Genomic DNA, 13,896 nt, shown 5'->3' with positions numbered 1-13,896 from the left:
CATGTCCTCTCTCGATTCCGTGCTTTCACGCCTCGACGACCGTCTGGATGGCGCACTCGACCATCTCAAGGCTCTCATCGCCATCCCCTCAATCTCGACCGATCCGGACTACGCCGGCGCCTGCCGCCAAGCCGCAGAGTGGCTGAAGAAGGATCTGGCCGAGATCGGCTTCGAGGCATCCGTTCGGGAAACGCCGGGGCATCCCATGGTCGTCGCTCATCATGACGGCGCAGGACCGGATGCACCGCACGCTCTGTTCTACGGCCATTACGACGTTCAACCGGTCGACCCGATCTCCGAATGGAACAGCGATCCCTTTCAATCGGAAATCGTCGAACGTGATGGACGCCAGGTGATTACCGGCCGCGGCGCCGCAGACGACAAGGGCCAGCTAATGACCTTCGTCGAGGCCTGCCGCGCCCTGATTGCGGAAACAGGCACGCTGCCCTGCCGCGTGACGATCCTGTTCGAGGGCGAAGAAGAAAGCGGATCGCCTTCGCTCCTTCCCTTCATCGAAGCCAACAAGGAGGAACTGAAGGCCGATTTCGCACTCGTCTGCGACACCAATATGTGGGACGCGGAGACGCCTGCCATTTCTGGTGGGCTGCGTGGCCTTGTCGGCGAAGAAATCACCATCCACGCGGCCGATCGCGATTTGCACTCCGGCTATTACGGGGGCGCGGCGGCCAATCCTCTCCAGATCCTGTCATCCATTCTCGGCGCGATGCATGACGAGACCGGACGGGTCACCATCAAGAATTTCTATGAGGGCGTGAACGAAACGCCTGACGACATCAAAAAAAGCTGGGACGCACTCGACCTCACGCCAGATGGTTTTCTTGGCTCGATCGGCCTTTCGAAACCGTCCGGTGAAGCCGGCCGCTCGATTGCGGAGCTGACATGGGCGCGCCCGACGGCCGAGATCAATGGCATTTCGGGCGGCTATACGGGCGAAGGCTTCAAGACCGTCATCCCCGCCAAGGCCACCGCCAAGGTCTCGTTTCGCCTCGTCCACGATCAGGACCCCGACGCGATCCGCGAAAACTTCCGGCATTTCGTAGAGAGCCACCTGCCGGCCGACTGCACGGTCGAATTCCACCCGCATGGCGGCTCGCCGGCCGTGCAACTGCCTTACCAGTCGTCGCTTCTGACAACCGCCAAGCAGGCGTTGACGGAAGAATGGAACGTCGAGGCGCCGATCATCGGCATGGGTGGTTCCATCCCCATTGTGGGCACTTTCCAGAACGAACTTGGCATGGAAAGCCTTTTGGTCGGCTTCGGCCTTGCCGATGACCGCATTCATTCGCCGAACGAGAAATACGGGCTGACAAGCTTTCACAAGGGCATGCGTTCTTGGGCCCGTATTCTCACTGCCTTAGCCAGAAGAGGATCGTGAGCGGCAGTTCATCGCCGGATGGATGATCGGATGCGTGCAAGGGAAGGCTGGTCAGGTTTCCTTCAGGAGCCGTCCTGAGAGAAAGGCTCTGACGAAGCGTCGCTCCTGATAGAGGCCGTTAAGCGAGACGCGCGGCAGAAGCATGGATTGCGACAAGACCCGGGCCAATTTGCCCGGTCGGGTTGTGACGCCGATGCTGAGCCCCGCCTCCCTAGCGGCATTCGCTTCCCTCTCGCCGCAGGCCCATTCGTGACCATAGGGGTAGGCGATCGCGGCGGGGCGCCGCCCGCTCAATTCTTCAATCCATGAAACGGACTCTGTGATCTCGCGCCGCATAATGTCTTCTGGTAATTTGGCGAGCGCAGGATGGTTCAGCGTGTGGACACCGAAATCGGCGAGGTCGTCGCTCGTGATAAGCGCTTTCAACTCACGCTCGCTCAGGGTTTGAGTTCGAACGATCGCAAGGCCGTCGATCCCGACCTCTTCCGCCGCGAGTTCGATCGCGGTTACCGCAGCGTTGTCGTTGCCGGCCAATGCGTGAAAAGCCACGGTCCGTGCATAGGCCTCGTTCTTCTGCGCGATCGTTTCGCAGCACATCGGCTGGCCGTCCAGGTTCCAGTGATCGGCGCCGCGGATAGCGGCTTCGGCCGTCTCCCACCACATGGTCGCGCTCCGCCGCGCAAATCCTTTCGTGACGAATAATGTGTAGGGCACGTTATGGCGCCGGAAGACTGGCGCGGCATGGTCGCGATTGTCCCGGCAGCCATCGTCGAGCGTAAAGGCCACGAAACGGCCTTTGGGGTGGGCGGCGAGCCGTTGCGGCAGTTCGTGAAGCCTGACCGGCGAGAACCCGCAGGCGCGGCATTCTTCGATCACTGTCTCGAGGAATTCAGGGGTGATCGAAAGTCCCGCATTCGGGTCGAACGGCTTCATTTCGGCCGGACATACATGATGCATCGTGAAAATCAGGCTGTGTCCCGCCTTGCGACGAATGGGCGCGCGCGGATGGGTCGCAGCGATCGCTTCGAGGGCAGAGCGGATGGCAAGATGTCGGGCAACACGTTTCATCAGCCGAAATCGAAATCGATGAGTTGGAAACGGTCAAGATCGAGCGGAAGACCGTCCGGGGCAAAATCCCGAAGGTGAAGGGTCATCGGTGAGAAGCGCATCCAATCGGCAAGGGGCCATCCCGGCAGCGCCTCAATTGCCGAATGCACGCCGATATAGAGGAAAGCAGGCCGCCGCCATAGCCGCGTCGCGGCTGCGACGAGCGCCGAGACACTGTTCTTGCTGACGGTCTCACCGCCTCGGGAAAAGAAACCGATGAGCAGTGTTATGGGCATGTTCCTGAAGGTCCGCGGGGAGGAAACGAGGGCAAGCTCCGGCGTCCCATGCAGCCCGTATCGCTGGACGGGATTGGCAAGGCGCGCCGCCATTCGCGGACCGTCCCAAATAAGGCCCGCGTCGTGCGGGCACGTCGCATAAGGCGCGAACAGTTCGGCAACGTGGCTTGCGCCGGCATCCGTCACTTCCTCGCTGAAAAGCGGTTTTTGCGAGCCGAGAGGCGAGCGCACGCCGCCGCGAATGTCGAGCTTGCGATAGGGCTTCAAGTGGAAAAAACGGTCATTGACCGAAAGGGACTTCTTGTTGGGCACGCCGAGGGAGAAGCGGATATCCTGGTCGCGAAACTGACGTTCTACTTCATCGAAAAGTGTCCGGAGGCGTTTTGAGCCGCGATAATCGGGAAGAACGAAAAGATCGACCATCTCGCTTGTGGTGACCACGCCGTCCGGAGTGGCAATCGCATGATTGACCAAGGCGATCTGGCCAACCTTTTGGCCGGTCCTGTCATCGGTAAGGCGAACGATCGTCGCGCCCTCCGAAAAGGCACAATTGTAGAACCATTCGAATCGGCTGGGAGCGAAAGGGGCATTTTCGCGGCCAAACGCAAGCGTCGCAATGCGTGCCGTCTCTTCGTAATCGGGGTCGTCTTCCACTGAAGCGCTGACCATCAGGTCCATGCGCGGCACCTCCCAACAGGATATCAGAGCACCCTAGAGCCGGGACTTTTCCATCGGGTTAAACCTTCTGCCGGGGTCCCGCGACACACAAGATGACTATGGCGAGGGCCGGTAAAAATGTTAACGGTGCCGCGCCGCAGCATCTTCTGTGGCGAAGAAAGGGAGGCCGACCGTCAATGAGCGCAACGGGAATCATCAGGAACCTTACTCCACCGCAGATTCAGGCGATGAAGGGCGGCGATCCAATTGTCTGTCTGACAGCGTATACGACGCCGATCGCCAAACTGATGGATGATCAGTGTGATGTGGTGCTCGTGGGCGATTCTGTCGGTGTCGTCCTGCACGGCCTGCCCTCGACGCTTGGCGTGACGCTCGACATGATGATCATGCACACCCAGGCGGTACGGCGCGGTTTGACCCGCCCGCTCCTCGTGGCTGATCTGCCGTTCGGCACATATGAGGCCGGACCGGAACAGGCGCTGGCAAGCGCTGTGCGCCTGATGACGGAGGGCCAGGCGAGCGCGGTCAAACTCGAAGGCGGCCGTGTGCAGGCGGAGACGATCCGCTTCCTGACCGAACGGGGCATCCCTGTCATGGCGCATATCGGCCTGCTTCCTCAGGCGATCAACACGGTCGGCGGCTACAAGGTGCAAGGTCGAGGAGAGGACGCCGAAAACGTTCTCGCCGATGCACGGGCCATCGCAGAAGCCGGCGCTTTCTCGGTCGTGATCGAAAAAGTGACCGCTTCGGTCGCGGAAAAGGTGACGGAAGCGATCGATATTCCAACCATCGGCATCGGTGCCTCAGCCAATTGCGACGGTCAGGTCCTTGTCGTCGATGACATGCTCGGTCTCTTCGAGGACTTCAAGCCGAAATTCGTCAAACGCTACGGCAACTGGGCGGAGGTCGGGCGAGACGCAATCGTTTCCTATGCATCGGAAGTGCGTGCGCGACGTTTTCCAGCCTCCGAACATCTTTTCGGCGATGAAGCGCCGAAGGCGAAAACACCAAGGAACTGAAAATGGCCGATAGCCAAACCATCACGCTGGTCCGCCAGATCGATGAACTGCGCCGCCAGGTGGCGGCATGGAAAGCTGATGGGTTCAGGGTGGGCCTCGTGCCCACCATGGGTGCGCTTCACGCAGGCCATACCAGCCTCGTGAGTCTCGCCCTGAAGAAATGTGATCGGGTGGTGGTGAGTGTCTTCGTCAATCCGAAGCAATTCAACAATCGCTCCGACCTGGCGAACTATCCTCGTAGCGAGGACACCGACCGGGAGTTGCTGGGCGAGGTTGGCGCTCACTTGGTTTATGCGCCGGCGCCCGACGAGATCTATCCCGAGGGCTTTGCCACAAGCGTGATCGTCGAGGGTCCCGCCTTGCCGCTGGAGGGCGCGCATCGACCCGGCCATTTTGCCGGGGTCGCAACCGTCGTCTGCAAACTCTTCAACCAGGCGCGCCCAAATATCGCTGTTTTCGGGGAGAAGGATTTTCAGCAGCTCGCCGTCATTCAACGGATGGTGAGCGATCTGGACATCCCCGTCGAGATCGTTGCGGCGCCGACTATTCGCGAGAAGGACGGGCTGGCCCTATCATCGCGCAACCAGCTTCTCTCGCCGGAGGACCGGAAGAAAGCGGCGAGTCTCTATAAGGCCATGACAAATGCTGTCGATGCCATTGAAGGGGGGGCGGATTTTGCCGGAACCCTCAACCGAACGCAGGCGGTCATTCTGGAAGCCGGTTTCGACAAGATCGACTATCTCGCAATCGTCGGTGCCGATGACCTGCAGCCGATGGATGAACGCGACCGCGAGGGACGGCTCCTTGCCGCCGCAACGATCGGCGGCGTGAGACTGATCGACAATATTCCGGTGAAGAAGGCACGCCGCTGACCGGTCAGCGGCGTTTCCCGTTTCTCACCAGACGCCATAACTTCTGACGGCTGACGCCACTTTGAGAAACGACGCGATATTGGCGCCGTCGACATAGTCGACATGCCCGCCACTCGTCGTGCCATGCTCAAGGCAGCGGCCATGGATATCTTCCATGATCTCCACGAGGCGCTTGTTCACTTCGTCGCCGGACCAAGAGACCCGCATCGCGTTTTGCGTCTGCTCCAGGCCCGAAACGGCTACCCCGCCGGCATTGGCGGCCTTGCCGGGCGCGTAAAGGATCTTCGCCTTGCGAACCCGTTCGACGGCGTCGGCCGCGAGCGGCATATTGGCGCCTTCCACGATGGCGATCACACCATTATCGATGAGAGCCTTGGCATCATCGTCGCCCATTTCGTTCTGTGTGGCGCAAGGCAGCGCGACGTCGCATTTGATCGTCCATGGCGTCTTGCCTTTTCGGAATGTCCCTTTGCCATCGTAATCGGCAAGGCTGCCGCCCTCGCTTTTCAACGTATCGATCGCATCCAGATCATCGCGGCTCATCCCGTCCCGAAAGTAGAGTGTGCCGTCGGAATCGGAGAGGGAAAGGACGGTGCCCTTGCAGTCGAGAACCTTTTGCGCCGCGTGAATGGCAACATTCCCAGCGCCCGAAATGCAGAACGTCCGGCCCTCGATATCCTCACCGATGCGATGGAGCATGGCGCGCAGAAAATAAACGACGCCCCATCCGGTGGCTTCCGTGCGCATCGCTGAGCCGCCGAAACAGATCCCCTTGCCGGTCATCACGCCGGCCCAGCGATTGTTGATCTTGATATACTGGCCGAACAGAAAACTGATCTCTCGCGGCCCGACGCCCATATCGCCGGCGGGCACGTCGATATCTTCGCCGATATGCCGGTGAAGCTCGTTCATCAACGACTGGCAGAAGCGCATCACTTCGCGCTCGCTCTTGCCCTTGGGGTTGAAGTTTGAGCCTCCCTTGCCGCCGCCCATTGGCAGGCCTGTCAGCGCGTTCTTGAAGGTCTGTTCGAAGCCGAGAAACTTAAGCACGCTCTCGGTTACGCTGTCGGAGAAGCGGAGTCCCCCCTTGTAGGGGCCGACGGCGTGATTGAACTGGACGCGCCACGCCCGGTTGGCCCGGATCATCCCGTCATCGGTCTCCCAAGGCACGCGGAACGAAACGATACGGTCCGGCTCGGTCAGACGTTCCAGAAGCTGATCTTTGACCCAGTCTTCGCGGTCGAGATAGATGGGCGCGACGGAACAGGCGACTTCGCGGACGGCCTGGTGGAACTCGGTCTCGGCTGGGTTGCGCTTTTCCAACCCCGCCATGAAATCATTGATATAGTCGTCGACCGCCTTGCTCATTCCCGCTGCTCCTGCTCTTCCGTCAGCCGCGGGAGATATCCCACAAACGAAGAGCGACAAGCCGCGGCCGGCCAGGCTAGGGGTGTCAGGCCGTTTTAGGAAACGAGACCAGCCAGCCTCAGGCGGCGTGACGCCGCCAGGCGAAACGGTTGGTCTTCCTCTCCTTGTCGAGGGACGGCTGATAGCGCTGGTCGATGCCAGGCTCTTCGCCGTTCCGGAGTTTCTTCAAGGTCTGCTCGTTGCTGATCGCCAGTTCCGAAAAGCCGGTGCGGATCATGTGGTCGACCTGATCATACAGCACGTCGCCGACAGCCCGGATCGTCCCGGTATAGCCGGCACGGCGTAGCCGCACGGCCTTGGAGTAGCTCCGTCCGTCCGTATAGGCCGGAAAGGAAAGGGCGATGAGGGGCAGTGTGGTCAGATGGTCCAGGATTGCCGAAATATCGTCACCCGGTTCGATCCGGACTCCGATCGGCGCACCATGGGCCTGCTTACGCTCGTCATCGAGGGCCTGCCAGGCGGTCAGCGGCAAGATGGCCGGGCGTGACTTCACCAGAGCTTCTATGGTCTCGGCCTCGACCCACTCATCCTCGACGAAGGTCTCGCCATTCCAGATTGCGGATTTCTGCTCGTTCATGGCTTATCCCTGCCCGTCCATCGCGACGAGTCCTTCCAGATGAATACCGCACTCCGTCTTGGCCTGCCCAGCCCAGCGGCCGGAGCGTTCATCGCCATCCGTGGAGGGCTGTGTGCAGGGAAAGCAGCCAATGGACAGATAGCCGAAGGCGATCAGCGGATTTTCCCGCAGATCGTTCTGGCGCATGAAATTGGCCTGGTCTTCCGTCGTCCAGCGCGCAAGCGGATTGATGCGGATGCGAGGCCCGACGGCCTCGAAAACCGGCATTTCGGCGCGCTGTGCACTTTGATAGCGCTTGCGTCCGGTGAACCACGCATCGAACGGTGCAACGGCGCGAGCCATGGGCTCGACCTTGCGGATATCACAGCATTGGTCGGTATCGGTCTTGTAAAGATCGTTCGCCGGGTCAAGCCGGCTGAGCATCTCGGCCTTGGGATGGACGATCTGCAGATTGGTCAGTCCGAGGTCTGCTGAAAGATCGTCGCGATACGCCATGGTCTCGCCGAAATGCTGCCCCGTATCAAGAAACATGACGGGCGTCGCCGGATCGACATCAGCGATCAGCTTCAGGAGGGCGGCTGAATCGGCGCCGAAGGACGAGACGGTACCGATTGCGCCGGGAAAGAAGCGCTCGATCGACAGACGGACGATCTCCGCCGCCGGCAGATGGCCGTAGGTCTCGTCGAGCCAGGCGGCCTGTTCCTCGACCGATGAAAAATTCTCAGGCTGCTTTTGATGAAGGGCCATAGAGCGCCTCCTTGAATGGTGCGGGGCCGACGCGGTGCAAATAAGCGAGGAAAGCTTCCTCGGCGCCTTGGCGTCCCTCGAGATAAGTATCGACAATGGTTTCGATGGCGCCGCCGATTTCCTCGGGTGCGAAGCCGCGGCCGATAATTTCGCCGATCGCGGCATGCTGGTCGGCTGAGCCGCCCAGTGTGACCTGATAGAGTTCGGTACCTTTCTTCTCGACGCCCAGAATGCCGATATGGCCGACATGGTGGTGGCCGCAGGCATTGATGCAGCCGGAGATCTTGATCTTCAGCTCTCCGATTTCCTGCTGGCGATCGGCGAGCCGGGTCGAGATATCCTGTGCCACGGGGATCGAGCGCGCATTGGCAAGGGCGCAGTAATCCAGGCCTGGGCAGGCAATGATGTCGGTGACAAGACCGGCATTTGCCGTTGCCAGACCGATCTCGACAAGCCGCTCGAAAACAGCAGGCAAATCCGCTCGCGCCACATGTGGCAGGACGAGGTTCTGCTCATGCGTCACACGCAATTCGTCAAAGGAATATTGCTCTGCAAGCTCGGCGATGGCGTCCATCTGATCCGCCGTCGCGTCGCCCGGGATCTCGCCGATACCTTTCAGTGAGATCGTCACGACCGCATAGTCGGGATGCCGGTGAGCGAAAATGTTCTGGCGGCGCCAGTCTTCGAAGCCGGTCAGACGCTTGCGCGCGGCGATTTCGGTGACGACACCCTCAGCCCGGTCCGTCAGTGCCGGCGGCTCGAAATAGGCGGTGATAGCGGCTACGTCCTCATCCGGAAGCGTCAGTTCGCCGTCCTTCAGATGCGTCCATTCCGCTTCGACCTCTTCCTTGAAGGTCTCCAAGCCCATCTCGTTGACGAGGATCTTGATGCGCGCCTTGTACTTGTTGTCGCGCCGGCCATACAGATTGTAGACCCGCAAAATGGCCGTAACGTAGGAAAGCAGATGCTCTTCCGGAACGAACTCGGCAATCAGCTTGGCGATGACGGGCGTCCGCCCCTGGCCACCGCCGACATAGACGGCAAAGCCAAGCTCGCCCGCCTCATTCTTCTTCACCTGCAGGCCGATATCGTGAAACTGAATGGCAGCGCGGTCATCCTCGGCTCCGGTAATGGCGATCTTGAACTTGCGCGGCAGATAGCTGAATTCGGGATGGATAGAAGACCACTGACGCAGGATCTCCGCATAGGGGCGCGGATCGGCAACCTCGTCGGCGGCCGCGCCGGCGAACTGGTCGCTCGTCACGTTGCGGATGCAGTTACCGGAGGTCTGGATGGCGTGCATCTCGACTTCGGCCAACTCTTCCAGAATGGTCGGAATATCCGACAGTTTCGGCCAGTTGAACTGGATGTTCTGGCGCGTGGTGAAATGGCCGTATCCGCGGTCATAGGTCCGCGCGATGTGCGCCAGCTTGTGCATCTGGCGACCATTCAGCGTTCCATAGGGAACCGCGACGCGCAGCATATAGGCGTGCAGTTGCAAGTAGACGCCATTCATCAGCCGCAGCGGCTTGAACTGGTCTTCGGTCAGGTCTCCCGAAAGGCGACGCTGCACCTGATCGGAAAATTCCCGGGTACGGGCCGCAACAAACGCGGCATCGAATTCATCATAACGATACATGAGATCTCGTCCTAACGGGCGAATTCGGGATGAGTGGTCGGGCCGGCTGCGCGAATGATCTCGCGAAGCCTGGCGGGGCGAAGCGCGCTGCCCTCCTGAAAGACATCAATCAGATTGACGTCCACAACCTCATTGCGCGCCGCAGAGGCTGCGCCGGCTTCGTTGAGAGCCGCGACCGTCTCCTCGTCACTGCCAACCGAGGCATTGGACAGGGTATGGATCCACCCATCTTCCTGGTTGAAGTAGACGACCTCGCCATCTGTCAGACGGTTTGCTGTCAGGACCTTAAGAGCCACGCTTTCGCTCCGTGCATTTCGGCGGAATGCGGTTTCCGCCATGTTGGGACTAAAGATGGGATGAGCGCGCCATAGTCTGAAGAAATGGCGGTGCCTTTCAGCAGGCAAGGCGCAACGGCTTTTTCGTCAAACGCTCAATCAATGCAAAGCCATTCCGCTGTGCGGATTGCGGAACGCGGGTGCCTTGGTCCGCGTTGCTTCACGACGACACAAGGAGACGGAAGGAAACTCCCATGGCAGGAGAAACGCGCGAAATGCTTGAGAAGAAGGGGGAACGTCAGACCCGTCTTGAAACGTCGGAATCGTTCGGCGTCCCCAACAATGTCGATCAGCAGGGAACGAGCGGCGGGCAGCCCGCCAAAAAGATCGCCAAGGAGGACGAGGAAAAACGATCCTTCGAAAAGCCTGCCGGCGCCACGCGCGTGACCAAGAGCGATGAGGCCGATCAAGGCGATAATGGCTGATCGACTGCGTTTGCGCTTGTTCAGATATAAGAAAAAGGGATTTACCAATGGCTGATTTTAAGATGCAGCATGGCGATATCATACTCATCGCCGATGGGGAGAAGGCGCTTTTCCTTCGCAATGAAGGCGATGACGATTACCCAAACCTCGACGTCTTCCGCGAAGAGCATCACGAAAACCCGCCAAATCGTGAGCAGAGCGCCAATCGGCGGGGCCGGTTGAACGATGCCGGGGCCGGCGGCGCGCAGAAAAGCGCAGTCGAGGACACGGACTGGCATCGCCTAGGTCAGGAGCGCTTTGCCCGGGACCTCGCGGATAAGCTCTACAAGATGGCGCATAGCGGCAAGATTGATCGCCTGATCGTCGCCGCGCCACCGCGCATTCTCGGCGATATGCGCAAGGAGTATCACAAGGAAGTGTCCGACAAGATCGTCGGTGAAGTGGACAAGGAACTGGCCAATCACCCGATCTACGAGATCGAGAAAATTCTACAGAGCTGAGATAATACAAGTTCTGATGCTGGACGGGCCGCCCTTGGGTGGCCCGTTTCGCTTTTATCGTTCTTCTTTCGGCACTTTCCGCCGAAACGTTACGACCCGATAGAGATAGGCGAGAACGATAATGCCGACCACGACATTGGAGACGGGCCCCATCCAGCCGGAAACCTGCTCATAGCGGTCCTGAAGCCACCAGCCCGCCAGGGCCAGAAAGGCTGTCCATATGACCGTACCGATGGCCGTGAAGAGAAGAAAGCGCCGCAGGGTCATGTCGCTGATGCCCGCAGGCACGGAGATGAAGGTGCGCACCGTCGGGATCAGCCGCCCGAACAGCACGGCCCATGTGCCGTACCGCTCGAACCATTTATCCGCCTGATCGATCTCCTGCGGCGTCAGGGTGAGCAGGCGGCCGTGACGTTTCGAAAAGCGCTTCAGCCCCTCGGTACCGATCCAAAGGCCGATATAATACCAGAGAAGCGCGCCCGCGAGCGAACCGAGCGAGCCGGCCACGATGACCGCGATGATGTTGTGTTCGCCGCGGGCGGCGTTGAAGCCCGCCAGCGGCATGATCACTTCGGACGGAATCGGCGGGAAGACGTTCTCCAGAAACATGAGAAGGGCAATGACGAAATAGCCGCCCCGCTCCAGAAGTCCGGTTACCCACTCGAACATTTCGACCTCGGTTCTGCTTTGCCACCGCAAAGGCGGGGCTGTCTTGGAATGATTGAGTTGCGGCTGGCCGGTTCAGCGGCCGAAGATGCGATCCAGGAAGCCGTCGGCTCCATCGCGAACCCGTCCGATAACCCGGTCACCGACGCCCACCTCGGGCCGCACCTCACGGGGGTCGCCTCTCTGTCCGCCGGATATGATGTGGCGGATCTTGGCTTCGGTTTCATCGAACCTGTTACCGGCATTGACCGACCCGACAGGCCCGTCACCGTGCTGCGCCATAGGAACGCCTGGCGAAAGGGACGGAACGAAATGGCCGGGTAGCGGCCGCGTGGCAAGGCCCTGATGCGCCGTCTGCATGAACTCTTTCCACGCCCGGGCAGGCATCGAGCCGCCGGTCACGTTTTTCATGGGCTCGCCATCATCATTGCCGAACCAGACGGCAGTGACGAGATTGGCCGTATAGCCGACGAACCATGCATCGCGACTTTTATTGGTCGTGCCGGTCTTGCCGGCTGCGGGCCAGCCGAACGCGGCATTGCGACCCGTGCCCGCTTCGATGGTGCCGTTCATCATGTAGTTCATCATGCCAAGCGCTTCTTCGGACAGGACACGCGGGGCGTTGCCTTCGAAGCGGTAGAGAACACGTCCATTGCGGTCTTCAACGCGATCGATCATGTGAAGCATCGGGCGATAGCCGCCATTGGCGAAGGGCACATAGGCCGAAGCCAGTTCCATCGGCGTGACTTCAGAGGTGCCGAGAGCGAGAGACGCATTGATTTCGAGCGGACTTTCAATGCCCATCCGCATGGCGGTATCGACGACCCGATCCGGTGTGACGGCCATGATGAGCTGCGCCGCGACCGAATTCAGCGAACGGCGCAGCGCCTCGGCCAGGGTCACCTCGCCATAATATTTGCCGCCATAGTTTTCCGGCGCCCATTTGCCATACTGGACGGGAGCGTCCGTCACGATGGATTCGGGCCGCCAGCCATTTTCGATGGCGGTGAGATAGACGAAGGGCTTGAAGGTCGAGCCGGGCTGGCGGCGCGCTTCCGTCGCCCGGTCGAACTGGCTTTTTGCGTAATCGCGGCCGCCGACCAGCGCGCGCACCGCGCCTGTCCCGTCCAGCGAGACCAGCGCGGCCTGGCTGACGTTCTTTTCCGCGCCATGCTCGGCAATCCGTTCGCGAATGGCCTTTTCCGCCATCTTCTGCAAAGAGAGATCGACGGTGGTGTAGACGACGAGATCGTCGCGAACGTCGCCAATCAGGCCGGGCAATTCGTCCATCACATGGTCTGCGACGTAATGCTCGGACCCGGTCCAGTGGGCGGCAGCACGCGTCACGGGCGCACTCATGGCGGTGACGAACTGATTATCCGTCAGCATACCCTGATCCCTCATGGCCGCCAGAACAACTTCCGCCCGCGCTTTCGCCTTGTCCGGGGCCTTGGCCGGCGACAGGGCGGACGGCGCTTTCAAAAGCCCGGCGAGGAGGGCCGCCTCGTCAATCGTCACTTCCCGTGCGCTCTTGTTGAAATAACGCCGGGACGCTGCCTCGACGCCATAGGCGCCCGAGCCGAAATAGACCCGGTTCAGATACATCTGCAGGATGGCGTCCTTGGAATATTTCCGCTCCAGCCAAAGCGCCAGCATCGCTTCCTGCACCTTGCGCTCGATCGAACGCTCCGGCGACAGGAAGAGGTTTTTAGCAAGCTGCTGGGTCAGGGTCGAGGCACCCTGGGCCCGGCCGCCCTGCGTCAGATTGGTATAGACCGCGCGCGCAATGCCGAGCGGATCGACCCCGAAATGATGATAAAAACGCCGGTCCTCAATGGCGATGACGGCCTGCGGAATGAAAGGGCTCATATCTTCCAGGCCGACGGCTTCGCCGCCCGTCATCCCGCGATTGGCGATCATGTCGCCATCGACATCGACGATGCGCACATTGGGCGGCCGGTCCGGGATGGCCCATTCACTCGTTGGGGGCATCTTCAGCGCATAATATCCGAAGATCGCGCCAAGGCCGATGGCCATCCATAGCGACAGCGTGACGGACCAGTAGACAAGGCCGCCGAAGAAGCCGCGCTGCTTGCGTCCAGAAGAACTCTTTCGGCGGGCGCCATTCTTCGGGCCGGCTTTCTTGCGAGCGGACCTCTTTTGGCTGGAGGGCACAGTTCTTTCGCGGCTGCTGTTCGGGACGGTCGGCCCGTCCAGCCGCGGTTCAATGCGCACCTTTTTCTTGCGTCCCGCCATATAAGGTCTGCCCCG

The 13,896-nt window shown here is 60.5% G+C and carries 14 protein-coding genes; 5 read left to right on the top strand and 9 right to left on the bottom strand.

The window, feature by feature from the left end; all coding sequences use genetic code 11:
• Position 1: 1 nt before the first annotated feature.
• Positions 2–1,396, top strand: a complete 1,395-nt coding sequence (locus D8780_RS00640; protein WP_121643901.1) for a dipeptidase — start codon at positions 2–4, stop codon at positions 1,394–1,396.
• Positions 1,397–1,447: 51 nt separating this feature from the next.
• Here D8780_RS00640 and D8780_RS00635 read toward each other — a convergent pair whose 3' ends face one another.
• Positions 1,448–2,464: a polysaccharide deacetylase family protein gene (locus D8780_RS00635; RefSeq protein WP_121643900.1), complete on the bottom strand. Its 1,017-nt coding sequence runs from the start codon at positions 2,462–2,464 to the stop codon at positions 1,448–1,450.
• On the bottom strand, positions 2,464–3,417 hold the full coding sequence (locus D8780_RS00630) for a GNAT family N-acetyltransferase (protein WP_121643899.1): 954 nt from the start codon (positions 3,415–3,417) through the stop codon (positions 2,464–2,466). Before D8780_RS00630 ends, D8780_RS00635 begins: the two co-directional genes overlap by 1 nt.
• 176 nt (positions 3,418–3,593) lie before the next feature.
• Here D8780_RS00630 and panB point away from each other — a divergent pair, with 176 nt between their 5' ends.
• A complete protein-coding gene (gene panB / locus D8780_RS00625; RefSeq protein WP_121643898.1) occupies positions 3,594–4,436 on the top strand; it encodes a 3-methyl-2-oxobutanoate hydroxymethyltransferase in 843 nt (280 codons plus the stop codon).
• Between the two features lie 2 nt (positions 4,437–4,438).
• A complete protein-coding gene (gene panC / locus D8780_RS00620; protein ID WP_121643897.1) occupies positions 4,439–5,308 on the top strand; it encodes a pantoate--beta-alanine ligase in 870 nt (289 codons plus the stop codon).
• Positions 5,309–5,332: 24 nt separating this feature from the next.
• Here the strand turns inward: panC and gdhA are convergent, their stop codons facing one another.
• The 5 genes from gdhA to D8780_RS00595 form a co-directional block, all read right to left on the bottom strand.
• A complete protein-coding gene (gene gdhA, locus D8780_RS00615) occupies positions 5,333–6,676 on the bottom strand; it encodes an NADP-specific glutamate dehydrogenase (protein ID WP_121643896.1) in 1,344 nt (447 codons plus the stop codon).
• Between the two features lie 118 nt (positions 6,677–6,794).
• Entirely contained in the window at positions 6,795–7,313 is a 519-nt protein-coding gene (locus D8780_RS00610) for a DUF934 domain-containing protein (protein ID WP_121643895.1), read from the bottom strand.
• Between the two features lie 3 nt (positions 7,314–7,316).
• Complete coding sequence (locus D8780_RS00605) at positions 7,317–8,060, bottom strand: phosphoadenylyl-sulfate reductase (protein WP_121643894.1); 744 nt, start codon at positions 8,058–8,060, stop codon at positions 7,317–7,319.
• Entirely contained in the window at positions 8,035–9,699 is a 1,665-nt protein-coding gene (locus tag D8780_RS00600; protein ID WP_121643893.1) for a nitrite/sulfite reductase, read from the bottom strand. The genes D8780_RS00605 and D8780_RS00600 overlap by 26 nt, the downstream gene beginning before the upstream one ends.
• An 11-nt stretch (positions 9,700–9,710) precedes the next feature.
• The gene (locus D8780_RS00595; protein WP_245412207.1) at positions 9,711–9,995 is read right to left on the bottom strand and encodes a DUF2849 domain-containing protein; all 285 of its coding nucleotides are present in this window, start codon (positions 9,993–9,995) and stop codon (positions 9,711–9,713) included.
• A gap of 233 nt (positions 9,996–10,228) precedes the next feature.
• Here D8780_RS00595 and D8780_RS00590 point away from each other — a divergent pair, with 233 nt between their 5' ends.
• Positions 10,229–10,459: a hypothetical protein gene (locus D8780_RS00590; protein WP_121643891.1), complete on the top strand. Its 231-nt coding sequence runs from the start codon at positions 10,229–10,231 to the stop codon at positions 10,457–10,459.
• Positions 10,460–10,506: 47 nt separating this feature from the next.
• Positions 10,507–10,959 carry a host attachment family protein gene (locus D8780_RS00585; protein WP_121643890.1) on the top strand — a complete coding sequence of 151 codons (453 nt, stop codon included), beginning with the start codon at positions 10,507–10,509 and terminating at the stop codon, positions 10,957–10,959.
• 54 nt (positions 10,960–11,013) lie between these two features.
• Here D8780_RS00585 and D8780_RS00580 read toward each other — a convergent pair whose 3' ends face one another.
• Together D8780_RS00580 and D8780_RS00575 are read right to left on the bottom strand one after the other, a co-directional pair.
• On the bottom strand, positions 11,014–11,628 hold the full coding sequence (locus tag D8780_RS00580) for a DedA family protein (RefSeq protein ID WP_121643889.1): 615 nt from the start codon (positions 11,626–11,628) through the stop codon (positions 11,014–11,016).
• Between the two features lie 72 nt (positions 11,629–11,700).
• Positions 11,701–13,881, bottom strand: a complete 2,181-nt coding sequence (locus D8780_RS00575; RefSeq protein WP_121643888.1) for a transglycosylase domain-containing protein — start codon at positions 13,879–13,881, stop codon at positions 11,701–11,703.
• Positions 13,882–13,896 lie beyond the last annotated feature (15 nt).

This window comes from Notoacmeibacter ruber (assembly GCF_003668555.1).
Taxonomy (GTDB): domain Bacteria; phylum Pseudomonadota; class Alphaproteobacteria; order Rhizobiales; family Rhizobiaceae; genus Notoacmeibacter; species Notoacmeibacter ruber.
Note: the sequence above shows the minus strand (reverse complement) of the source record. Positions and strands in the feature narration are given on the sequence as shown.

Bases quoted from the DNA above. Each gene is read 5' to 3' on its own strand.
- gdhA (WP_121643896.1), bottom strand. From the start codon at position 6,676: ATGAGCAAGGCGGTCGACGACTATATCAATGATTTCATGGCGGGGTTG.
- panC (WP_121643897.1), top strand. From the start codon at position 4,439: ATGGCCGATAGCCAAACCATCACGCTGGTCCGCCAGATCGATGAACTG.
- D8780_RS00600 (WP_121643893.1), bottom strand. From the start codon at position 9,699: ATGTATCGTTATGATGAATTCGATGCCGCGTTTGTTGCGGCCCGTACC.
- D8780_RS00640 (WP_121643901.1), top strand. From the start codon at position 2: ATGTCCTCTCTCGATTCCGTGCTTTCACGCCTCGACGACCGTCTGGAT.
- D8780_RS00610 (WP_121643895.1), bottom strand. From the start codon at position 7,313: ATGAACGAGCAGAAATCCGCAATCTGGAATGGCGAGACCTTCGTCGAG.
- panB (WP_121643898.1), top strand. From the start codon at position 3,594: ATGAGCGCAACGGGAATCATCAGGAACCTTACTCCACCGCAGATTCAG.
- D8780_RS00605 (WP_121643894.1), bottom strand. From the start codon at position 8,060: ATGGCCCTTCATCAAAAGCAGCCTGAGAATTTTTCATCGGTCGAGGAA.
- D8780_RS00575 (WP_121643888.1), bottom strand. From the start codon at position 13,881: ATGGCGGGACGCAAGAAAAAGGTGCGCATTGAACCGCGGCTGGACGGG.
- D8780_RS00635 (WP_121643900.1), bottom strand. From the start codon at position 2,464: ATGAAACGTGTTGCCCGACATCTTGCCATCCGCTCTGCCCTCGAAGCG.
- D8780_RS00630 (WP_121643899.1), bottom strand. From the start codon at position 3,417: ATGGACCTGATGGTCAGCGCTTCAGTGGAAGACGACCCCGATTACGAA.
- D8780_RS00585 (WP_121643890.1), top strand. From the start codon at position 10,507: ATGGCTGATTTTAAGATGCAGCATGGCGATATCATACTCATCGCCGAT.
- D8780_RS00580 (WP_121643889.1), bottom strand. From the start codon at position 11,628: ATGTTCGAGTGGGTAACCGGACTTCTGGAGCGGGGCGGCTATTTCGTC.
- D8780_RS00590 (WP_121643891.1), top strand. From the start codon at position 10,229: ATGGCAGGAGAAACGCGCGAAATGCTTGAGAAGAAGGGGGAACGTCAG.